The 20,274-nt window shown below is 61.0% G+C and carries 22 protein-coding genes; 10 read left to right on the top strand and 12 right to left on the bottom strand.

The window, feature by feature from the left end; genetic code table 11:
- Positions 1–93: 93 nt before the first annotated feature.
- Positions 94–2,679: a TIGR02302 family protein gene (locus V1T76_RS13745; RefSeq protein WP_330561214.1), complete on the top strand. Its 2,586-nt coding sequence runs from the start codon at positions 94–96 to the stop codon at positions 2,677–2,679.
- A 348-nt stretch (positions 2,680–3,027) separates the two neighbouring features.
- Here the strand turns inward: V1T76_RS13745 and V1T76_RS13740 are convergent, their stop codons facing one another.
- The 3 genes from V1T76_RS13740 to V1T76_RS13730 are packed head-to-tail and all read right to left on the bottom strand — an operon-like array spanning position 3,028 to position 4,927.
- The gene (locus V1T76_RS13740) at positions 3,028–3,423 is read right to left on the bottom strand and encodes a response regulator (RefSeq protein WP_330561213.1); all 396 of its coding nucleotides are present in this window, start codon (positions 3,421–3,423) and stop codon (positions 3,028–3,030) included.
- Positions 3,424–3,425: 2 nt separating this feature from the next.
- Positions 3,426–3,989 (bottom strand): hypoxanthine phosphoribosyltransferase, encoded by a 564-nt coding sequence (gene hpt, locus V1T76_RS13735; protein WP_330561212.1) that lies wholly within the window; start codon positions 3,987–3,989, stop codon positions 3,426–3,428.
- 2 nt (positions 3,990–3,991) lie between these two features.
- Entirely contained in the window at positions 3,992–4,927 is a 936-nt protein-coding gene (locus V1T76_RS13730) for a zinc-ribbon domain-containing protein (protein ID WP_330561211.1), read from the bottom strand.
- Between the two features lie 197 nt (positions 4,928–5,124).
- On the opposite strand from V1T76_RS13730, the gene ftsE reads away from it, so the two are divergent.
- From ftsE to V1T76_RS13710, 4 genes are all read left to right on the top strand, one after another.
- Positions 5,125–5,784, top strand: a complete 660-nt coding sequence (ftsE, locus tag V1T76_RS13725; protein ID WP_330561210.1) for a cell division ATP-binding protein FtsE — start codon at positions 5,125–5,127, stop codon at positions 5,782–5,784.
- 8 nt (positions 5,785–5,792) lie between these two features.
- Positions 5,793–6,845 carry a cell division protein FtsX gene (locus V1T76_RS13720; RefSeq protein WP_330561209.1) on the top strand — a complete coding sequence of 351 codons (1,053 nt, stop codon included), beginning with the start codon at positions 5,793–5,795 and terminating at the stop codon, positions 6,843–6,845.
- A gap of 70 nt (positions 6,846–6,915) precedes the next feature.
- Entirely contained in the window at positions 6,916–7,623 is a 708-nt protein-coding gene (locus V1T76_RS13715) for a YdcF family protein (RefSeq protein ID WP_330561208.1), read from the top strand.
- Between the two features lie 57 nt (positions 7,624–7,680).
- A complete protein-coding gene (locus V1T76_RS13710; protein WP_442970124.1) occupies positions 7,681–8,457 on the top strand; it encodes a lysophospholipid acyltransferase family protein in 777 nt (258 codons plus the stop codon).
- A gap of 89 nt (positions 8,458–8,546) precedes the next feature.
- On the opposite strand, the gene V1T76_RS13705 is transcribed toward V1T76_RS13710, so the two are convergent.
- Positions 8,547–10,007 carry an NCS1 family nucleobase:cation symporter-1 gene (locus tag V1T76_RS13705; RefSeq protein WP_330561206.1) on the bottom strand — a complete coding sequence of 487 codons (1,461 nt, stop codon included), beginning with the start codon at positions 10,005–10,007 and terminating at the stop codon, positions 8,547–8,549.
- A 250-nt stretch (positions 10,008–10,257) separates the two neighbouring features.
- Between V1T76_RS13705 and V1T76_RS13700 the strand changes: the two genes are divergently transcribed.
- Positions 10,258–10,914: a GntR family transcriptional regulator gene (locus V1T76_RS13700; RefSeq protein WP_330561205.1), complete on the top strand. Its 657-nt coding sequence runs from the start codon at positions 10,258–10,260 to the stop codon at positions 10,912–10,914.
- 30 nt (positions 10,915–10,944) lie between these two features.
- Here the strand turns inward: V1T76_RS13700 and V1T76_RS13695 are convergent, their stop codons facing one another.
- A complete protein-coding gene (locus V1T76_RS13695) occupies positions 10,945–11,463 on the bottom strand; it encodes a gamma-glutamylcyclotransferase (protein WP_330561204.1) in 519 nt (172 codons plus the stop codon).
- 151 nt (positions 11,464–11,614) lie between these two features.
- Here V1T76_RS13695 and V1T76_RS13690 point away from each other — a divergent pair, with 151 nt between their 5' ends.
- Positions 11,615–12,664: a DUF2125 domain-containing protein gene (locus tag V1T76_RS13690; RefSeq protein WP_330561203.1), complete on the top strand. Its 1,050-nt coding sequence runs from the start codon at positions 11,615–11,617 to the stop codon at positions 12,662–12,664.
- A 70-nt stretch (positions 12,665–12,734) separates the two neighbouring features.
- On the opposite strand, the gene V1T76_RS13685 is transcribed toward V1T76_RS13690, so the two are convergent.
- Positions 12,735–13,196 carry a GNAT family N-acetyltransferase gene (locus V1T76_RS13685; protein WP_330561202.1) on the bottom strand — a complete coding sequence of 154 codons (462 nt, stop codon included), beginning with the start codon at positions 13,194–13,196 and terminating at the stop codon, positions 12,735–12,737.
- Positions 13,197–13,398: 202 nt separating this feature from the next.
- Here V1T76_RS13685 and yddG point away from each other — a divergent pair, with 202 nt between their 5' ends.
- From yddG to V1T76_RS13670, 3 genes are all read left to right on the top strand, one after another.
- Positions 13,399–14,316: an aromatic amino acid exporter YddG gene (gene yddG / locus V1T76_RS13680; RefSeq protein ID WP_330561201.1), complete on the top strand. Its 918-nt coding sequence runs from the start codon at positions 13,399–13,401 to the stop codon at positions 14,314–14,316.
- Positions 14,317–14,452: 136 nt separating this feature from the next.
- On the top strand, positions 14,453–15,337 hold the full coding sequence (locus V1T76_RS13675) for an HpcH/HpaI aldolase/citrate lyase family protein (RefSeq protein ID WP_330561200.1): 885 nt from the start codon (positions 14,453–14,455) through the stop codon (positions 15,335–15,337).
- 17 nt (positions 15,338–15,354) lie between these two features.
- Complete coding sequence (locus V1T76_RS13670; protein ID WP_006936751.1) at positions 15,355–15,561, top strand: DUF1737 domain-containing protein; 207 nt, start codon at positions 15,355–15,357, stop codon at positions 15,559–15,561.
- Between the two features lie 65 nt (positions 15,562–15,626).
- On the opposite strand, the gene V1T76_RS13665 is transcribed toward V1T76_RS13670, so the two are convergent.
- From V1T76_RS13665 to V1T76_RS13640, 6 genes are all read right to left on the bottom strand, one after another.
- Positions 15,627–16,160, bottom strand: coding sequence for a helix-turn-helix transcriptional regulator (locus V1T76_RS13665; protein ID WP_330561199.1), 534 nt, complete (start codon positions 16,158–16,160; stop codon positions 15,627–15,629).
- Positions 16,157–16,807 (bottom strand): cytochrome b/b6 domain-containing protein, encoded by a 651-nt coding sequence (locus tag V1T76_RS13660; RefSeq protein WP_330561198.1) that lies wholly within the window; start codon positions 16,805–16,807, stop codon positions 16,157–16,159. The genes V1T76_RS13665 and V1T76_RS13660 overlap by 4 nt, the downstream gene beginning before the upstream one ends.
- 2 nt (positions 16,808–16,809) lie before the next feature.
- On the bottom strand, positions 16,810–17,070 hold the full coding sequence (locus tag V1T76_RS13655; RefSeq protein WP_330561197.1) for a PepSY domain-containing protein: 261 nt from the start codon (positions 17,068–17,070) through the stop codon (positions 16,810–16,812).
- Between the two features lie 399 nt (positions 17,071–17,469).
- Complete coding sequence (locus V1T76_RS13650) at positions 17,470–18,465, bottom strand: LLM class flavin-dependent oxidoreductase (protein WP_330561195.1); 996 nt, start codon at positions 18,463–18,465, stop codon at positions 17,470–17,472.
- 126 nt (positions 18,466–18,591) lie between these two features.
- The gene (locus tag V1T76_RS13645; protein ID WP_330561194.1) at positions 18,592–19,560 is read right to left on the bottom strand and encodes an ATP-dependent carboxylate-amine ligase; all 969 of its coding nucleotides are present in this window, start codon (positions 19,558–19,560) and stop codon (positions 18,592–18,594) included.
- A gap of 18 nt (positions 19,561–19,578) precedes the next feature.
- Entirely contained in the window at positions 19,579–20,226 is a 648-nt protein-coding gene (locus V1T76_RS13640) for an outer membrane lipoprotein carrier protein LolA (RefSeq protein WP_330561193.1), read from the bottom strand.
- Positions 20,227–20,274: the final 48 nt, after the last annotated feature.

Genomic DNA, 20,274 nt, shown 5'->3' with positions numbered 1-20,274 from the left:
TCGCTATGCCTCACCTTATTGTAAGGTGGGCATGGCCAGCGGGCTGCGTTTCCGGCGAAACGGGCAGTTCGGGGGGCAAAACCGGAGGTGCCATTGAGCGCGAGCGACAGCGACCCCGATCAAGACCGTCAGATTTCTCCCGAAGCTAGCGGCTGGCGGGCTATGATCCGGTCCCGGCTGGACAAGCTGGTGGGCCAGAGCCGCCGTGCCTTGTTCATCGAACGCCTCTGGCGCGCCTTGTTGCCGGTGCTTGTGGTGATTGGCCTGTTCGTCGGGCTGTCCTGGCTCGGTTTATGGCTGGTGCTGCCCGCCTGGGCCGGACCGCTTGGTCTTCTCCTCTTCGCCGCTGCCATCATCTGGGCGGCGCGCGATCTCTTCCACCTGACCTGGCCGACACGCGAGGACGCGCTTGCCCGCGTCGAAAAATCTTCCGGCCGTACCCACCGTCCGCTGACCGCGCTGGAAGACGAGTTGTCGGTCGGCGCGCGCGACCGCGAAAGCCAGGCCATCTGGGCTCTGCACCAGCGCCGCACGGCGGAAGCTGTCGCCGCCATCCGATCCAAGGCGCCCGATCCCCAGGCCTTCCGCCGCGATCCCTGGGCGCTTCGCGTCCTGGCCGCCAGTGTACTCCTGATCGGCTTTTCGACCGCCAGTGGCGATCATTTTGGCCGCCTGGTCTCGGCTTTTCAGAACCCGTTCAAGACAGTGGAACCGCCCAGCCGTCTTGATGCCTGGGTCACGCCGCCGCTCTACACCAGCGAACCGCCGATTTATCTGACGGGCGAAAGTGCCCAGTTGCGCGATCCCGGCACACCGATCTCGGTGCCGGAAGGCTCCATACTCGTCGTCCGTACACAGGGCGCACGTGATCTCAAGATGACCTATGCCCGGGCGGAAGACACCGAGCCACAGGTGATCGAACCCGAGCTCGGCACGGAAAACGAAGACCCGGACCTGAAAGCGCTTCTGCCGGTCGAACGCCGGCTTGAACTGGAGACCACCGGTATCGTCGAGCTGCTCAACGGGGAAGAGCATCTGTTGAGCTACGTCTTTGCGGTGAAGCCGGATGATGCGCCGAGTATCCGCTTGACGGACGATCCTGAAGAACAGCTCAGCGGCGCGCTCAAGTTTTCCTATCTGGTCAATGACGACTACGGCGTCGTGGCGGCCGAGGCGCGCATCGCTCCGCTTCCCAATCCGGATCACAACAACCGGGCGCCCCGGCCGCTTGTGGAGGCTCCTCAGTTTCCGTTGTCGCTGCCCGCGCGTGCCGGAACGGCCAAGACCGCGGAAACCATCCGGGATCTGACGTCCCATCCCTGGGCAGGTTCTGAGGTCAACCTGTCGCTGCTTGCACGCGATCAGGCTGGCCAGGAAGGCCTGTCGCCTGCCTATCGCATTACCCTGCCCCAGCGCCGCTTCGGCAAGCCTCTGGCACGTGCCGTTGTGGAGCAGCGCCGCAATCTGGCGCTAGATGCCCAGAACCAGGATCAGGTGATCATCGCGTTCGACGCCCTGATGCTGGCGCCGGATATGTTCGACTTCAAGCCGCGCAATTACCTGGGCATGCGCTTTGCCTATGGGGCTCTTGTGAATGCCAGCACCGATGAGGAGCTGAAGGCCCTGTTGCCGCTTCTGTGGGATCTGGCCCTGTCCATCGAGGATGGTGATCTGTCGGCTGCCGAACGCAAGCTGCGTGATGCCCAGGAAGCCTTGCGCAAGGCGCTGGAAGAAGGGGCGAGCGACGAGGAAATCGCCAAGCTGACCCAGCAACTTCGTGAAGCCTTGAACGAATACATGCAGGCGCTGGCCGAGCAGATGCGCCAGAACCCGCAGGCCATGCAGCCCTTCGATGGCAACCAGCAGACCTTGAGCGAGCAGGATCTGAGTGAAATGCTGGATAGGATCGAGGAACTGGCGCGCACAGGTTCTCGCGATGCGGCCCGCGAGCTGCTGGCACAGATGCAGCAGATGCTGGAAAACCTGCAGGCCGGCCGCCCGCAGATGATGCCCAACAGCATGTCCAGCGAAATGATGGAAATGCTCAACCAGCTTGGTGAAATGATCCAGCGGCAACAGCAGCTGATGGACGAGACCCACAAGTTCAACCAGGATCAGCAGCAACAGCGCCGTGGCCAGCAACAGCAGCCCGGGCAACAGCAGCAGCAAGGCCAGGGCCAGCAACTGACCCAGGAACAGCTTGAGCAGATGCTGCAGCAGTTGCAGGAGGGCCAGGGTGAGCTGGCGCAGCAGCTTCAGGAACTCATGGATCAGCTCAGCCAGAACGGCATGGGGCAGAACCAGGCCCTTGACGAGGCTGGCGAGTCCATGGGCGACGCGCAGCAGTCCCTAGGCGAAGGTCAGGCGCAACAGGCGCTTGGCGAGCAAGGGAATGCTCTTGATGCCCTGCGGCGTGGCGCACAGGGCCTGACAGAGCAGATGATGGGCCAGGGGGAAGGTGCCGGGTCGCCGAACGGTCCCTCGCCGATGGACGAGGACCCGCTTGGCCGCCCGCGGCGCACCGAAGGCCCGGATTTCAACAACCGGGTGCGTATCCCGGACGAGATCGACGTGCAGCGGGCCCGCCGGATCCTCGAAGAGCTCCGCCGCCGCTTCTCCGACCCGTCCCGTCCGCAGCTCGAGCTGGATTATCTGGAGCGGCTCTTGAAACGGTACTAGGTCTTTTCGGACAAAGTTTCATGACCCCGCTTCGGCGGGGTCAGTTGTTTTAAACGGTGGTGTTTGTGGTCCATCCTTCGAGACAGCGCGTCGCGCTTCCTCAGGATGAGGGAGATCTTGTGGCAACGTGAGAGTGAATGCGGCAGGCCGTCAATCCAATCGACAAAAGCCCTTACCCCCAAAAGACAACTTCATCCTGAGGAGCGCACGTGTGCGCGTCTCGATGGATGGGCCGCTTCGCCAATTCACTGTGGTCCGAAGGAATAAGGTGACTACCGGGCGTAATCAGCCTCAAACAAAAACCCCGCCGAAGCGGGGTCTTGGATTTCGAAGCCTTGGCCGGAAGCCTTAGGCGTAGCGGCGGGTCTCGCTCGGCAGGTCGCCGGAAATGGCGTTGCGCACGGCCTTGCGAATGTCGACCAGCGAAAACGGCTTGGTGACCACGTCATGCACCAGGGTTTCAAGGCCGTTGGCCCGTTCGCGCTGGTCGGCGAAGCCGGTCATGAGGAGGATCGGCATCCGAGGGTAGTCGCGGGCTGCGTGCAAGGCAAGGGCAATGCCGTCCATGACGGGCATCTTGATGTCGGACAGCAGCAGATCGAAACTGCCCTTCTCGCGGGTCAGAACTTCGACGGCTTCGCCGCCATCCTCGGCCGCTTCGACGGAATGACCGTCAAGCTCCAGGGCACGCTTTACGAAGCTGCGGACAGCTTCATCGTCTTCAGTAAGAAGAATGCGAGCCATGCTCACTCTCCCGTGTTGCCGTCAGCCGCTCCGTCGTCCGGGGCGACAACGTATCCAATATAGGGCAACTGCCGCCAAGCGTGGCCCATATCCATACCATATCCGACGACAAACTTATCAGGACAGGCAAAACCAACGTAATCGGCAGATATGGCAGCTTTACGGCGCTCGGGTTTATCCAGCAAAGCTGCGATCTTTACCGAGCGTGCTCCCCTGTTCAGCAGCCGCTCCCGCGCGAAGGCGAGTGTGCGGCCAGATTCCAGGATATCATCCACTAAAATTATATCGCGCTCGTTAACGTCACTTTCAACATCGCGCAAAATACGGATGTTTTCCGAGCCCTCGGTGCCGGCCCCGTAAGAGGACAGGTGCATGAACTCCATTTCCGGCTGAAGCGAGGCCCGGTGCATGGCCCGGACGAGGTCGGCCGCAAAAATGAAACTGCCTTTCAGCACGGCGACGACCAGCAGGTTCTGCGGTTTGCCTTCGGCGATTTCCTCTGCGAGTGCGCTAACGCGCTGGGCGATGGCGTCTTCATCGAACAGAGTATGAATATGTGATGTCATGGTCACTCTAGAACTACCTGGCGTTGGCCGCGTTCAACAAACCGCACCTGGATATCGGTAGCGGTTTTCGGAGGGTCGGCTAATATCGTCCTGAACCGGGTTTCGTCCAGTGCGTTTAGCGTTTTTGTTCTGGGTTCCACCGTCCAGGCATAAACTTCCTGCATGTCGGCGCCGCGGATCGACAGGCGCACTGCAGGAACGGAGTTGAGCTCGTCGAGCAGATTGCGGATCGACCCTTCGACCACGAGAACCTTTTTGCCGTCCTCGACTTCGGTGAAGGTGCGCAGGTTGCGGAATTCCAGTCCGCGCAGGTTTACCTCAAACCCGATCATCCCGAACAGACTGGCCAGATCAGGAGACTGCTTCACCAGTGTGTCGCGCATGAGAACGAACATGACGCAGACCGCAATCGCGACACCGAACAGCGCGACGCCGCCGATGCGCCGGTAGTTGCGCCGCACCAGCCAGTTCAGGATCGCGCCGATCTGGTCTCTGCGGAACTTGTTCGGGTTGACGATGATTTTCGGCCGCTTGGCCAGGGATTCAATATCGGCCTTGTTCTCCGGTCCCGCCGACTGGGCGTCTTCCGCCAGGTCCGCTGCAAACTTCGCCTCGTCACTGGCTGTGCGGGCGGCGGCGGGTTCGGGAATGGCGGTTGCTGGTTCGTCGTCCTCGTCCTCCGGTTCCGCGTCGAAGGTTTCTTCCTCGGCGTCGGCGGCCCACTCGGCCTCGTCCTGTTCGGGGTCTTCCGCTACCGAGGATGATACGGTGTCCTCGTCGGTCTTGGCGCTGAACGCGACCTCGCCTTCTTCGTCATCGGCGGGCGAAACGAACCAGCGGTTGCCGCACTTGGCGCATTTGACGCTGCGCCCTTCCGGGCCAAGTGCCTCTACCTTAATCTCGTAGGACGTACTGCAGTCCGGACATTTGATCTTCATGTGCGAAGACCTTTCGCCATGGCATGCTCTATCGGGTCACTTCGGGGCCCACAGGGGGTCGAAATCCGGCACGAAATATTGGACAAGGGCCAAGCAAATCCTATGACGGGCTTTCAGGTCCTTAATGGACCTTTATATGATTAATGCACCGTTAACGGCCAGGCTATAGCGTTCGGGCCATCAACAGGAGTAATTTTGTGATCCGCTTCGAAAATGTCGGATTGAGATACGGAATGGGGCCGGAAATCCTGCGCGATCTGACATTTCAGATCGAGCCGCAGTCGTTTCAGTTCCTGACCGGGCCTTCCGGGGCGGGCAAGACCAGTCTGATACGGCTCTTGTTCATGTCCCTGCGTCCGACCCGTGGATTGATCAAGGTGTTCAACCGCGACCTGAGTGTGATCGACAAGCAGGAATTGCCGAAACTCCGGCGCAAGATCGGTGTGGTGTTTCAGGATTTCCGGCTGCTGGACCATCTGACGACATATGAAAATGTCGCCCTGCCGCTGCGTGTGGTGGGAAAGGATGAGTCCGAGTATCGATCCGACGTGATCGATCTGTTGCGATGGGTTGGTCTGGGCGACCGAATGCATGTTCTGCCGCCGGTGCTGTCCGGCGGGGAAAAGCAGCGCGCCGCGATCGCACGGGCGCTGATCACCCGCCCTGAGGTGCTGCTTGCCGACGAGCCGACCGGTAACGTGGATCCGCCACTTGCACGCCGTCTGTTGCGCCTTTTCATTGAATTGAACAAACTCGGCACGTCTGTCGTCATCGCGACCCACGATATCGCGCTGCTGGAACAGGTGGACGCCCGGCGCATGGTGCTTGCGGACGGGCGCCTCTCAATTTTCGATTAGGCGGCATAATGGTTCAGTCCGACGACACCGACAAAAAACAGGCGAGCGCTTCCAGCGTCCGTCCGCCCAGGCGGGTGGAACGCCCGAAGCGTGGCCGCAAGCCGGCCCGCAAGGCCGCGCCCAAGCCGAAGAACGAGGCTCCCCAGGGAGACGACGCCAAATTGCGCCCCTCCGCGGCGATCGTGCCGCCGCAGGCTGTTGCCGGGCGGGCGCTTACGCTTGTGGTTGCCATCATGAGCTTTCTGGCCTGTCTGACGGTGGGGGCGGTCTCGGTGGTGTGGGACGCTGCCGATGCCTGGCAGAACGATCTGGTGCGCGAGATCACCATCCAGATCCGCCCGACCGAAGGCGTCGACATGCTGCGGGAAATCGACAAGGCGGTTGCGCTCGCCCAGGAGTTTCCGGGCATCGATTCCGTTCGTGCCCTGTCGGATGCCGAAACCAAGGCGTTGCTGGAACCCTGGCTCGGCGAAGGGTTGCAGCTTGACGGCCTGCCGGTGCCGCGGCTCATCCAGATCACTGTCGGAGATCCGGAACTCCTGAACCTGTCGCAATTGCGCGACATGGTCTCCCAGACCGTGGCCGGTGCAAGCGTCGACGATCACTCGGTCTGGACGTCAAGATTGTCGGCCATGGCCGGTGCTGTGGTGCTTGGCGGTTTTGCCATCATGGTGCTCGTTCTCGGATCGATGGTCCTGAGCGTCGTCTTCGCGACGCAGGCGGCCATGGCCGGTAACAAGGACGTCGTCTCCGTTCTGCATTTCGTCGGTGCGGAGGACGGCTTCATCGCGCGGGAATTCCAGCGGCACTTCCTGATGCTGGGTCTGAAGGGCGGCGTTTCCGGCGGTGTTGCGGCGATCCTGAGCTTTCTCACGGTCGACATGCTCACCCGGCAGAGCTCCGGCCAGGCCGGTTCCGATCAGATGTCGGCACTCTTCGGCGGCATCTCCGTCAGCCTGCCCGGCTACCTCGGTGTGTTCGGTGTGGTGTTCCTCGTGGCGATCCTGACGGCCCTTACTTCAGGTCTCGCAGTCAAGGCCCATCTGGCGAAAGTGGATTGATTTTATCACACAATGCCGTGAAATTGGCCGAATCACTTATCATAGTCGCGCCATGATTCATGCTGACACAGTGTTAGACCCCGTTCTGGACGACGGAAGTTCCGTCGTTGGCGAACGGCGTGTGTCCAAATCGCAGGACCAGCGCGCAGCACGCAGGAGCACCACCACGGGCGATACGCGCAAGAAGCGATTTGGCCTCAGGGTCCTGTTCGTCGCGGTCGTCACGGCTCTTTTGGCCGGAACCGCCGGGCAGTTTGCCATGTTTGCCCAGAAGGTCGCCAATGCCAGAGTGCCGGCTGCCGCCAATGCGGATGCCATCGTGGTGCTGACGGGCGGACACGCCCGCGTCAACGAGGCCGTCCGCCTTCTGGAAGAAGGACGCGCCAACCGCCTGCTGATTTCCGGCGTTCATCCCGGCACCACGCGTGAACAGCTTGCCGCCGTCACCGCGTCCAACATGCCGCTGGAAACCAACAGCGTCGATCTTGACCGTGTTGCGCTCAACACCGCTGGCAATGCGGTGGAAACCGCCAACTGGGTCAGGAAAAACGGGTTCTCCTCCCTGCTGGTCGTGACCAGTGCCTATCATCTTCCCCGGGCCAAGGTGGAACTTGCCGGAGCCCTGCCGGATGTTTCCCTGATTGCCTATCCGGTTTTCTCCAAAGACCTGAACCTGGACCACTGGTACAGGGAACCGGCAACGATGCGGCTTCTCATGCGCGAATATGTGAAGTATATCCTCGCCCGACTCCGGATTACCGTGCAGGGTATGCGCTGACATCAGTCGGACCATGGCCGAGCGGTGACTTCACCTACGACCAGTCTTTGCGGTGCCATGGTTTTTCTGCGCTCTACCCTTTTCCAGATCCTGTTTTATACGGTCACGTTGCTGCTGATGATCCTGTTTGCGCCGGTGATGCTGCTGCCGCGCCGCTGGGGCTGGTGGGTGGTGCCGACCTGGTCGCGGGTGCTGCAGCTGCTGATGCGCGTCTTTGCGGGCATCAAGGTGGAAGTCCGGGGACGGGAAAACCTGCCTGACGGCGGTTTTATCGCCGCCATGAAGCACCAGTCCGCCTGGGAAACGGTGGCACTGATACCGCTGTTCAGAAGCCCCACCTTCATTCTGAAGCGCGAGCTGCGCTGGATACCGATTTTCGGATGGTACACTGCCAAGTTCAAGCAGATCCCGATCAACCGCGGCAAGCGGACTGAAGCGCTGGCTGCGATGATGCAGGCCGCCAAGCAGGCGATTGCCGAAAAGCGCCAGATTCTGATCTTTCCGGAAGGCACCCGCCGTCCCGCCGGGGCCGAGCCCAAGTACAAGTTCGGGATCGCCCATCTTTACCGCGACCTGAAATGCCCGGTGGTGCCGATCGCCCACAATGCCGGCCTCTACTGGCCCCGTGCCTCATGGAAGGTCTATCCGGGCACGGTGATCGTCGAGATCCTGCCGCCGATCGAACCGGGTCTGGCCCCGAATGCCTTTTACGGCAGAATGGTCACGGAAATCGAAGCGGCCAGCGACCGGTTGATCGAGGAAGCGCGCGCGGCCAGCAAGCCCTCCCCGGTGCTTGAGGACGTGGACAAACGCCGCAAGGCACAACCGGCCTGAAAAAAAAGACCGCCTCAATGCGTTGAGGCGGTCTTTCAGTTTGAAGGGGTTCAGGTGCGATGATCGCCTGAACCGGGCTTCAGGCTGCCTTAATGTGCTGCCTTGCCGGCTTCGGCCGTCTGCAGGCGCATCAGGCCCAGATGCAGCACGCCGCCCAGAACCGCGCCGATGACCCAGCCGTAGCCGGAGAGTTCCGAAAGGGCCGGAACCCAGACGGTTGCCACCGAGAACAGTGCGGCTATGGCGAAGGCAAAGATCGCCTTCATGTTCCAACCGTTGTTGTAGTGGTAGCGGGCCTCCGGATCGGAGGAAAACAGCGCCTCGACATCGATGTTCTGCTTGCGCACCAGGTAGTAGTCCGCGACCAGAATGCCGTAGAGAGGTGCCAGGAAGGCACCAAGCGTGTCGACGAAAGCGGCAATGCCGATGTTCGAGATGACCGACACCCACAGCGCACCGATGAAGAAGGCGATGACCGCGGTGATGATGCCGCCGGTCTTGGCCGAGATCTTTTCCGGGTTGAGGTTGGCAATATCATAGGCCGGCGGAATGAAGTTTGCCACCAGGTTGATGCCCACCGTTGCCGCGAAGAAGGTGATGGCAGCGATCAGCGTCAGCAGAACGTTGTCGACACGATCGACGATGTCGGCCGGGTTCACCAGCTTTTCGCCGAACAGAACGACAGTGCCGGCGGTCACGAACAGTGCGATGAACGAGAAGAACGCCATGGAGACCGGCAGACCCCAGAAGTTGCCGCGTTTCATGGCGCGTTCATCCGATACGAAGCGGGAAAAATCGCCGAAGTTGATCACGACGGCGGCGAAATAGGCGATCATCGTGCCAACGACTGCGACAAAGGCCGCAACGGGCCCACGCGGATCGGATGCTTCGCTGCCTTCAAATATGGTGCCGAGGGCCGCGAAGATGCCGTTGCCGGCTTTCCACCAGATGACCAGGCACAGCGCGATCATGACGATATAGACGAACGGGCCTGCCCAGTTCAGGAACTTGCCGACCCAGTCGATGCCCTTCATGAACAGGGCAACCTGGAAGACGCAGACGATGAGATAGGAAATCCAGCCGACGGTTGTCATGCCGAGGAATTCCGCTCCGCCTTCGCTGCCTATCAGCGTGTTGAACAGCAAGGCGACCGCTGTAGAGGCGAAATAGGTCTGCACGCCGTACCAGAAAATGGCAACGATGCCGCGCACCAGTGCCGGAAAACGGGCGCCGTAGACACCCATCGAGGCACGTGCGATCACCGGATAGGGCACGCCGTGCTTTACTGACGGACGGCCGGTGAGATTGACCAGCACCATAACGAAGAAACCGGCCAGCACGATCGCCGCGAAGACCATCCAGCCGTTGAGGCCGTAGGTGATGAACAGTGATGCAGCCAGAGTGTAGCCGAACAGGCTCTGGATATCGTTGTTCCAGACGTTGAAGATCTCGAAGGCGCCCCATTTGCGCTCCGAAGCCGGGATCGGCGCGAGGTCTTCGTTGTAGAGACCTCCGTCTCGCGGACCCGATTTGCCAGTTGAATTCGCCATAGTCTCCTCCTTGCGGCCACATCCCCGGCGGCCTTGGTGTTTATCCCGACGTTCGCGTGACTTCTTGCGTTCTCCCGGACGCAGGAAGCGCTTGGCTGTGCATTGCAAAAAGTTTGTGCTTGCATCTAACATTTTACAAAGCATGTTAGGTAACAGACTATGCGGAATTTCAAGCAGGTCCTTTCGGTTTTGCTTGGAAATGCCTTTGGAGACAACCTGCGAACATCCAGGCCGGATCGACGGAGCTGCAATGAAGGACGCGAACAAGGGCGAATTGCTGAACGACAAGGCTTTTCAGGCACTTGTCGAATCCTTGCGCAGCGGTTCGTTGCGCAACGGACAGTTTCTGTCGATGTCCCAGCTCGTCGACCTTCTGCAATATCCGATCGCACCTGTACGCGAAGCCGTGAAATACGCCAGCTCGCAAGGGTTCCTGACGACGGTGCCCAAGCGCGGTCTTCAGGTGATGGAAGCAAGCGCAGACAATATCCGCGAATGTCTCGATGAACGGCTGGTGCTGGATCAGGAAGGCGCGCGGCGGCGTATTTCACAGGGTAATCTGGACGGCCTGGAGGCCTTGCGTCACCGGCACGAGGTCATGCGGGACGCGGCAAGGACCGGCGCTGCCGTCAGCCTGCCGCCCAAGGCCATCGAGGTGGATCTGTCGCTCCACACCTACCTTGGCGAAGGTCTTGGAAACTCGCTTCTGTCCGCGGCTTATGCAGCCAACCGTATCCGGATCGCCGTCATCCAGCATGCGCGGCCGTTTCTTGCCGACCGGATCGCCTCGGCGATGGAAGAGCATCTGGCGGTCATCGACGCGCTCGAAGCGCGCAATGCAGCAGAGGCGGTGCAGGCGCTGAAATATCACTGCGAGCAGACGCTGCGCTGGTGGGGCGTTCCCTGACGAAGCCTGCCTGCCGCGGCGGCTCGGGGATCAGGTTTTCAGGCGTTCGGCCAGCCAGGCCAGGCCTGTGTCCGGAATGCCCATTTCCTGAAGGTGGGCTGCGGTGTTTATGACGTAGTCAGGATTGGCGCCCGACTTGCCAACAGCACCCCTCACGATCTCAAGCTGTTCTTCCAGCGGCAGCGCCCCTGCATATTGGGCGTGGCTGTGGTCGACCATGTAGACAAGCGCTTCGACCGTCTCGCCACTGTCGAGTTCGACGTGATGATGGTGTTCCTTGTAGACCATCGTCGTCTGTTCGCGGGCGCGCAGATACTCCAGCACCTGCGGCCAGATGTCCCTGGAGACCTGATAGGCGATGCCCCGGCAGGCGCCGCCGTTGTCCAGACCGAACACGAGTCCGGGGCGCTGCTGGGTGCCCCGGTGCACCCAGGAATAGACGCAAAGTGAGCGATGCGCACCGCGCAGCAGAGCCGGTTCGGCGCGCTGGTGATCAAATCCCGGGTTCCACATCAAAGAACCATAGCCAAAGACCCAAAAATCGCTCATATCGACCTGTCTTGTTTTACCGCAGCTGCGGAGATAGCAAGCTGCACCGGCCGTTTCAATGGCACTCCGGCAGTCGTCTGTCTTGAAGATGGCCGTTGGTGGTAGTGTGGCCGGCCCGGAAACCGACAGAACCAGAAGAGAGTGTCTCCCAGTGTCCGATACCAAGACCAAGCCACCGAAACCCTCCAGACGCGGATATATTCTGTTGGTCGGAGCCATCGTTCTGGTGATCGCGGGCTGGTCGGCTGCCTGGTTTTACGGGCAATCCGTCCTGCGCGAGCAGCTCGACCTGCAGATCGCCCGCATGGCGGACCAGGGCCTCGATGTGAGTTGTGCGGATCTGGCCATCGCCGGTTATCCGTTCCGGTACGAAGTTTCCTGCGCGGACATGCGCTCGGCCGACCGCTGGGGAACCGCCGCGTCTCTTGGCGGGCTCAATGCGGTCGCTCTGATCTACAATCCCTGGCACGTGATTTTCGAGGCGAAGTCTCCCGCCGCCATGTCGGTGCCGGTGAACGGCCTGGAAGGCGGGCTGACCTGGCAGACGGCCCGTGCCAGTGTGAAGTTCGGCGAGAACACAATCGGGTCGTTTGACGCGGTGATCGACAAGCCGGAAGCCGCGGTCGATACCGCCCTCGCCCGGGGCCTGTTTGCGGCCGAGAAATCCGAAGTCCATCTGCGCAAGCAGCCCGAAACCACAGCAACGCTGGAAAGCTTTGTCACGGTGCAGGATCTCAGCCTCAAGTCTTTGCCGGAGCTGCAGCAGACGATTTCCCTACGTTTCCATACCCGCATCGAGGGCGGCACGACCCTGCTCGCCGGGGCCGACCTATTCTCGCTTGTGCAGGCGCAAGGCGGCGAATTGCCGGTGGAGCTGGTGCTGGCTGAAGCAACGCTTGGAACCGGCAAGGCTTCGGCAGGCGGCAATCTGGTCATCGCGGGCGACGGCACCTTGAGCGGGGCCCTGGAGCTGAGCCTCGGCAATCCGGACGCGCTTCTGGACAGCGTGAAGCCCCTTTTCCCGCCCGACGACCAGACGTTTTCACTGCTGCAGAATGTGGTGAAGAGCCTTGAGCCCGCCGCAAAGGAAATCGACGGTGTAAGAACCATCGCCCTGCCGGTCTCGATCGACCGTGGCGTCGTTCGCATCGGTTTTCTGCCGCTTGGCCAGATCCCGCCGCTGTTTCCAGCAGGATCCTGAACACTTGAAAGCCTCAGCCCGCGCTCCGTCACTGGTTTGCGGGCTGAAGCCTTTCTGAAGGGAGGCCCGCTCAGTCGCCGGCGATGCGGTCGATCGGGATCAGGTAGCTCTTGCGATGGTCGGGTTCGGCGATCTTCTCATAGAGCGCAACCGCCGGGGTGTTCTTGCCCGGCACGAGCCAGCGCAAATGCAGCCATCCGCGGCTCTGGCCCTCGGTGACCAGCGTTTCGATCATCTTGCGGCCGGTGCCCTTGTTGCGGTGGTCCGGATGAACGTAGATGTCGTCCATCTGGCCGATCCTGAGGCCGGTGATCAGTTCCGGCAGGTCGAAGAAGACCGCGAAACCGACCAGCTTGTCGCCTTCGAAAGCGCCCAGAACCTCGGCGGTCTTGTCGGCCAGAATACGTTCGGCGTAATAGGCGTCCGGACGGCGCGGTGCCCCGCGCTTCAAGGCCTGCGCGTTTTCCGCGATAAGCGGCGCAAGCTGATGGGCATCATCCAGCCGAAGGGCCCTGATTTGCGTTGTCGTCATGATTTCCCCGGAAAGCAAATCGTTTGAGTGTGACTTTGCCCCACCATGTCCTGAAACGGGCACCCTGATCAAGGACTTCGATGAATTAAAGCCTGCGGCATCTATCCCGGCGGACAACCCGGGCAATACCCCGCGTGCGCAGGCTTTCGCTTTCCGCGATTTCGTGCCATGAGCGATGGACGGGAAATGGCGGGAAATTGAAATGGCAGACAGTCAAAGGTTGAAGGCGACGCTGATCGGGCTTACGGCTGTGCTGATGTGGGCGACCCTTGGCCTGTTCGGCGCCGGTTCCGGCAAGGTCCCGCCCTTTCTGCTCAACACGCTGTGTTTCGGCTTTTCCGGGATCATGGCGCTGGTCTGGCTGGTGCTTACCGGCAAGACCCGGCTGCTCCGGCAACCTCTTGGCGTCTGGGCTTTCGGGACCTTCGGCCTGTTCGGCTTCCACTTTTTCTACTTTACCGCCATTCGCAATGCGCCGCCTGTTGAAGCCAATCTCATCAATTACACCTGGCCGCTGCTAATTGTGCTGTTTTCCGCACTTTTGCCCGGCGAACAGTTACGGCTGCACCATGTCATCGGCGCCGTTCTTGGTCTCGCCGGTGCAGTGCTTCTGATCACCGGTGGGGAAGGTGTCGGCTTTTCCTCCGGCTCCATGCTCGGCTATGGGGCGGCCGTGGCTTCATGCCTGTTCTGGTCCAGCTACTCCGTGCTGTCGCGCAGACTGGGCGCGGTTCCAACGGAAGCCGTTGCAGGGTTCTGTCTGATGACCGCGATCCTGTCGGGCGTCTGCCATCTGGCGCTGGAGGAAACGATCCTGCCTGCCTCGTCGCTGGAATGGGCATCGGTGCTGGCTTTGGCCGCATTCCCGGTCGGGCTTGCGTTCTTCACCTGGGACATTGGCGTCAAGCGCGGCGATATCCAGGTGCTGGGGGCGGCGGCCTATTCGGCACCGCTTCTGTCCACCCTCTTGCTGATTGCCTTCGGCTTCGGGGCGTTGACGCCTTCGGTCGGCATTGCCTGTCTGGCGATTACGCTGGGGGCGGTGATTGCTGCAAAGGACATGCTCTTCAAACGCCGGCAAAAAGCACCGGCGCGCGCGCCAGCGGATGAACTGTCGTGACCGCCGGGGGTTGGGGCTGCGTTAATCGCCAGTCCGGCGCTCAAACACTGCCTTTCCCCCTTCGGCGAATTCCCCTCCTTGCTGCGATCCACTAAGTTAACCGGAAATCCGTTTTCTCAGTTCGCAGGATCTACCCATGACAGCACAGCCAAGACCCCGCCGTTCCGCTCTCTATATGCCCGGCTCCAACGCCCGCGCACTGGAAAAGGCGGCGACGCTGGATGTGGACTGCCTTCTGCTCGACCTGGAAGACGCGGTCGCCCCTGATGCCAAGGAAATGGCGCGAACGCAGATCGTCGAAGCCGTTTCAGCACGCCCCTATGGCAAGCGCGAGGTGGTGATCCGCATCAACGGGCTGGAGACGCCCTGGGGTGAGGACGATCTGGCTGCAGCGGTGAAGGCCAGTCCGGATGCCATTCTGGTGCCCAAGGTCAACAGCCCGGCCGACCTGCAGATGGTTGCGCACAAGCTGTCTCTTCTGGGAGCGTCACCGGATCTGAAGCTCTGGGCGATGATGGAAACGCCGCTTGCCATGCTGAATGCCGGCGCCATCGGCGCCTGCGGACTGGATCCGGCCGTGAGGCTGTCCTGTTTCGTGATGGGCACCAACGATCTGGCCAAGGAAACAAGAGCCCGCCTGTCGCCCGGCCGCGCCGCCATGACGCCCTGGCTGATGACGTGTGTTGCCGCCGCGCGCGCGGGAGGCATCGATATTCTGGATGGGGTCTACAATGCGTTCCAGGACGAGGAAGGCTTTGCAGCCGAATGTGCCCAGGGTGTCGACATGGGCATGGATGGCAAGACACTGATCCACCCGAAGCAGATCGCCCCCTGCCACGCCGCTTTCAGCCCGTCGGAAGAGGAAGTCGCCTGGGCGCGCAAGATCAACGCTTTGTTCGATGAGCCGGAAAATGTAGGCAAGGGTGCAATCCAGGTGGACGGCAAGATGGTTGAAAGGCTACATGCGGACATGGGCAAGCGGGTGATCGCCATCGCCGACGCCATAGCGGCCCGGACCTGATACACAAGAGACCTTTCATGAAACTCTACCGCTTCATCACCGGCATCGACGACAGCGAATTCTGCCATCGGGTTACCCAGGCTCTCAACAAGGGCTGGCAGCTTTCCGGTTCTCCGTCGCTCACCTACGACGCGACACGCGGCGCGACCATTTGCGGCCAGGCCGTGACCAAGGAAGTCGATGGCGTCGAATACTCGCGTGACATAAAACTCGGCGATTATTGATTTTCGCCCGCACTGATTGCAGCGCCGCCAGGTAAAGTTTCGTCAAAGGACTTTTCCTGTCGGCGTCAGGCCTGCGGGGCTGTTTGTAGCCTTGCCGAAACCCCGTCCTGCAGCAGATCCTCAACGAACCATGCCGCGAACTGGTGACGGCTCGAAACGCCGGCCTTTGCGTAAATTCTGGTCAACTGAGCTCGCACTGTTCCTTGCGCGGCGCCGCGAAGCTGGGCGATCTCCGAAAGATCCAGGCCTTTCAAGGCCAGGAGACCGACATCGCTCTCGGCTGGGGTGAGGCCCCATTCCGTAAACTGCGTGTCGATGATCCGGGCTAGATCACCCCGGGCCGCACCAAGGGCACGCTCCTGGTGACGCAGTCTTTCCAGGGTCAGCCGCAATTGCCATCCGGCCAGAAAAATGCCGACGATCAGGACAAAGGCGACGAAGAATTCGAAAACGGAATGCGGGCTGCCCAGGTCGGTCACAAGGTCGGTAAAGGCATCGCCGACAAAGAAGATCGCGGCGACGGATTGCAACAGCATGAATGCGGCAAGGGCGATTGTCTCACGCCGTCCCTGCCGCAGGTTGATCCCTGAAAATGTCATTTTTCCCTGTTCCGGCCAACCAGCATGGGCCGAACCAGATTACGCTTCATCACACGACTTTCAACTGCGACACCTGCGACATGGATCAGGGCCAGCACCAGCATCAGGTTGGCGGCGATCTCGTGAACTTCCTCCGCGGCTTCACCCAGGGCCGATTTCTCTTCGCCTTCGTCGTCGTCGTCCTTGACGAGCACCGACCAGTCTCCGGCGGCAACCGCCGCCTTTTCCTCGGCAATCGTGATGGGGCTCTTGGCACCGGTCATGTAAAGGCCGGTTCCGGTTACCACGACAAGGCAGGCCCAGAGCGCATAGACCATGATCGCTCCGGCAGGATTATGGGAGCGATAGTGGCGCGGCTTGCCGCGAACCAGGTCGATGAGGTGAGACACCGCAGCTCGCGGGTCGGGCAGAAAGGAGGAGAACCTGGCTTCGGCAGGCCCGAGAAATCCCCATACGAAGCGGAGCGCCAGCAATCCCAGAACGCCCCAGCCTATCCAGATGTGGATGGTGCCGCCGCCCTTGTTGATGAGGCCGTTGGCGATGACTGCGGCTGCGATCAGCCAATGGCTGATGCGCACCAGCGGATCCCACAGATCGGGGGGGCTTTGCGCCCCCTCGGTCGATTGCGGGCTGTTTTGGGCACCCATGATCAGTCTTCGTTTTTAACGTTGGTGACTTTGCCGGACTTCGGGTCGATATAGATTTCCCAAAGCTTGTTTTCGGCATCGGTGCATTTCGCTTCGATCTTGCCGTCCTCGGCCTCGAATTCCTTGACGGTGCAACCGGCCTTGGCGAGAGCCGCAGTCGCTTCTTCCGGATTGGTGCCAACCATGTCGCCAACGGCAGGCATCGCCTGGGCAGCGACCGGAGCAAGGCAGAGGCAGAGTACGGCGAGAGATTTCTTCAGCATGGTATTGTCCTTCATCAGGTGGTTGCGACCGTTGGCGGTCTTGCTCCTGAATGGCCGCAAACCGCGCTGCGGTCGATTGACGGACTGCTGACACGAGGCACCGTAAGCAGATGCTTACGCGTGGATCTGAGGGATTTCCGGGACCTTCCGAGCTTTTGGCTTCGGACTGCGGAAGCGCGAGTAAAGCCAATCAAACGACGCGTTCCTACGGTCACAGAAGCCAAGCCGACGTGATTTGATTCCGTAGAGTGTCTGGAGCGAAGTGCCAGGTGACACATACCACGATAGCGTGGCGCTCTGGAATGCGAGCGCCACGTTCTCAGGCCCAGTGTGGGCAACTCCAATCCCCAGCAGCAAGACTGGCAGGAAGAAACCGCCCGGAATGCGTTTTGCGGCTGACTAAGCTGTCACGAGATCCTTCAGGACGTCGGCCGCGAGCTGGAAGGATTTCACGCGGGCGCCGTGATCGTGGATCATGCCGGTGATCATCAGTTCGTCAGGTTCGTAACGGGTGATGATTGCCGACAGCTGGTCTCGGATCGTCGCCGGAGATCCCGTTGCCGAGCAGGACAGGGCGTGTTCGACCTGCGCCAGAACAGGTGCCGGGATTTCGGCGCTGATATCTTTCACCGGCAAGGGCAATTTGCCCGGGCTGCCCATGCGCAGGCGGGCGAAGGCGAGCAGCTGGGACGAACGGTGGTAATCGGCCTCTTCATCTGTGTCGGCGGCAAACACGCCGGCTGCCACCATCACATGCGGTCTGGCAAGTTGCGGTGACGGCTGGAAGGTTGCCCGGTAGATCTCCAGAGCTTCTTCCAGCATGTCCGGTGCAAAATGAGAGGCAAAGGCATAGGGCAACCCGAAGGCCGCCGCGAGTTGCGCGCCATAAAGGCTCGAGCCGAGGATCCAGATCGGAACCTGCGTGCCCTCACCCGGGATCGCGCGAACCCTGCTTGTTTCGGATGCTGGCCGGAAATAGCCCATAAGCTCCTGCACATCCTGGGGAAAGCTGTCCTCGCCAGCCATGTGGCGGCGGAGCGCCCTTGCTGTCGCCATGTCCGTTCCCGGAGCGCGGCCCAGCCCAAGATCGATCCGCTCCGGAAAGAGCGTTGCCAGCGTGCCGAACTGTTCCGCGATGATCAGCGGCGAGTGGTTGGGCAGCATGATGCCACCCGCGCCGACACGCATGGTGGAGGTCGCCGCTGCCACCTGTCCGATGACAAGCGATGTTGCCGCACTGGCAATGCCCGGCATGTTGTGGTGTTCGGCCAGCCAATAGCGATGGTAGCCTGCGTTTTCTGCGGCCCGCGCCAGATCGACGGTATTCGCCAGAGCTTCGGCGGCTGTCTGGCCTTCCGGGACAGGGGAAAGATCGAGAAGGGAAAAATGCTGCATGGATATCTCCGTTGGAGCTCCATGTAGGATCTGAAAACTCTCCCGCCAAGGTCAAGTTTTGTCGGCTCCCCTCTTCAGGGCAGTCATTCCAGGCGTTCAACCGCTTTGCGACCGGACAGAGAGGATCTAGCCGGCGAACATTGTCTCGAACACACGGTCGTAGATCTGATGAACGGCGGCGCTCTCTTCGGAGCCTTGCCGGGCAAGGTTGCCAAGGCCGGGTGCGGCGTTGACCTCCAGAACGATGGCGTCCGCCTCAGCGCCGGCAGCGTCCGGCAGGATCAGGTCGACGGCGGCATAACGCAGGGCAAGCGCCTGCGCGGCTTTGCGGGCAAGGGCTGCAAGTTCCGGACCCAGGGAGCCGGTCACAATTCTGGCTGTACCACCCGCGGACAGATTGACGACCGGCAGGAGCGTGACTGTCTGCCCTGGCGCGGGGATCGCTTCCAGCGTCAGACCCTGCTGCGAGAGTTCGACGTTGAGACGGGGATCGACCGCCTCAAGACGCACATCAGCGCCGATCAACTCTGCAATGCTGCGAAGGCCATCGCCGGTGATCTGTGGCGGGCGCCGTTCAATGGCGCACAGCACTTCGCCGTCCAGCACGACAATTCTCAGTTCCTGTCCGCGAATTTCCGGCTGCACCAGAAGCTGGTCATTGCGCTCGGCAAGGGCGCTGAGGGCATCTTGAAACGCGTGAAGGGTGTTTACCCGCAGAACGTCCCGCCCTTCCCGGCCGCAGTTGGGTTTGACGAAAAGTGGAAACCCGTGCTGCTCGGCGAAATCGAGAAGATCTCGCGGCAGTTGGCAGTCCTTGCGGATGTCCCGCGCAAAAACCAGGCGTCCATCCGGCACCGCAAGGCCTGCCGCCTTCAGAAAGGCTGCGGCATAGGCTTTGTCTGTGGCGATTTCCGCAGCGCCGAGCGTATTGAGGTCGAACCGGGTGCCCTTGAAGAACCAGCGCTTGCCGGACGGGCTTTCGACCATGCCGGCGTGGCCGTGGCTATCGCCGGCTGTCAGCCGGAATCCTTTGCGGGAGCAATAGGTTTCAAGCAGATCGAAGACGAGCGCACGCCGGCCGGCCGTTTCCGTCATGCTGGGCCAGCCGGGCTGTTAGTTGTTTTTCTGGCGGGCGTTGGCCAGATAATCGATCTTGAAAAGGTCTGGATTGGTCGGGCCGTTGGAGACGACGTTATAGACTGCAACCGACGTGTCGTAGCCTTGCTGATCGGTGACCGTCCACTGCTTCAGGGCGTAGTCCTTGGCATCGAAGATCAGCGTCAGCGTGCCGGAGTTGAACTTGGTCTTGTCCAGGATCGTGACAGTGATCAGGTCTTCTTCCACCAGAACGTTGGTGACGTTGGTGTCCTTCTGCAGGTCGATGTCGTCGGACAGCAGGAAGCGCAGGGGCGTCTGGCCAAGCGGCCAGATATCCTGGGTGTTCAGCTTGCGATCACGCACCGACACCGATTTGCCGTCGGCCACGATGTCGAGCACCGAAGGTTTGTTGTAGTAGAAACGCACCTTGCCCGGACGGGCCATGTAGAACTTGCCGTCGGACTGGTTGCCGTCAGGACCGAACTGGATGAAGTCGCCATGCATGGTCTTCACCGAGTTGAAATAGGCGTTCAAGTCCGTAAGGGTTTTTTGTTCCTGCTCGGTCAGCGCCGCAGCGGGCAGCAGTGCCGACAGGGACAGTGCCGCGGCCAGGCCGGCTGCCAGCAGAGGCTTGATCAAGCGGGAAGCGAAGCGTTTCAGCATGATGCAATGTCCTAAATCGTTCTCTCTGTGACACGTTTCCCCCTAGCT

Source organism: Roseibium sp. FZY0029, assembly GCF_036350355.1.
GTDB lineage: Bacteria > Pseudomonadota > Alphaproteobacteria > Rhizobiales > Stappiaceae > Roseibium.
The sequence above is the reverse complement of the archived record's forward strand: the minus strand, read 5'-3'. Positions and strand labels throughout refer to the sequence as shown.

Coding starts and splice junctions, on each gene's coding strand:
- V1T76_RS13740 (WP_330561213.1), bottom strand. CDS start 3,423: ATGGCTCGCATTCTTCTTACTGAAGACGATGAAGCTGTCCGCAGCTTC.
- hpt (WP_330561212.1), bottom strand. CDS start 3,989: ATGACATCACATATTCATACTCTGTTCGATGAAGACGCCATCGCCCAG.
- V1T76_RS13730 (WP_330561211.1), bottom strand. CDS start 4,927: ATGAAGATCAAATGTCCGGACTGCAGTACGTCCTACGAGATTAAGGTA.
- V1T76_RS13720 (WP_330561209.1), top strand. CDS start 5,793: ATGGTTCAGTCCGACGACACCGACAAAAAACAGGCGAGCGCTTCCAGC.
- V1T76_RS13710 (WP_442970124.1), top strand. CDS start 7,681: ATGGTTTTTCTGCGCTCTACCCTTTTCCAGATCCTGTTTTATACGGTC.
- V1T76_RS13705 (WP_330561206.1), bottom strand. CDS start 10,007: ATGGCGAATTCAACTGGCAAATCGGGTCCGCGAGACGGAGGTCTCTAC.
- V1T76_RS13700 (WP_330561205.1), top strand. CDS start 10,258: ATGAAGGACGCGAACAAGGGCGAATTGCTGAACGACAAGGCTTTTCAG.
- V1T76_RS13695 (WP_330561204.1), bottom strand. CDS start 11,463: ATGAGCGATTTTTGGGTCTTTGGCTATGGTTCTTTGATGTGGAACCCG.
- V1T76_RS13685 (WP_330561202.1), bottom strand. CDS start 13,196: ATGACGACAACGCAAATCAGGGCCCTTCGGCTGGATGATGCCCATCAG.
- yddG (WP_330561201.1), top strand. CDS start 13,399: ATGGCAGACAGTCAAAGGTTGAAGGCGACGCTGATCGGGCTTACGGCT.
- V1T76_RS13675 (WP_330561200.1), top strand. CDS start 14,453: ATGACAGCACAGCCAAGACCCCGCCGTTCCGCTCTCTATATGCCCGGC.
- V1T76_RS13670 (WP_006936751.1), top strand. CDS start 15,355: ATGAAACTCTACCGCTTCATCACCGGCATCGACGACAGCGAATTCTGC.
- V1T76_RS13665 (WP_330561199.1), bottom strand. CDS start 16,160: ATGACATTTTCAGGGATCAACCTGCGGCAGGGACGGCGTGAGACAATC.
- V1T76_RS13660 (WP_330561198.1), bottom strand. CDS start 16,807: ATGGGTGCCCAAAACAGCCCGCAATCGACCGAGGGGGCGCAAAGCCCC.
- V1T76_RS13655 (WP_330561197.1), bottom strand. CDS start 17,070: ATGCTGAAGAAATCTCTCGCCGTACTCTGCCTCTGCCTTGCTCCGGTC.
- V1T76_RS13650 (WP_330561195.1), bottom strand. CDS start 18,465: ATGCAGCATTTTTCCCTTCTCGATCTTTCCCCTGTCCCGGAAGGCCAG.
- V1T76_RS13645 (WP_330561194.1), bottom strand. CDS start 19,560: ATGACGGAAACGGCCGGCCGGCGTGCGCTCGTCTTCGATCTGCTTGAA.
- V1T76_RS13640 (WP_330561193.1), bottom strand. CDS start 20,226: ATGCTGAAACGCTTCGCTTCCCGCTTGATCAAGCCTCTGCTGGCAGCC.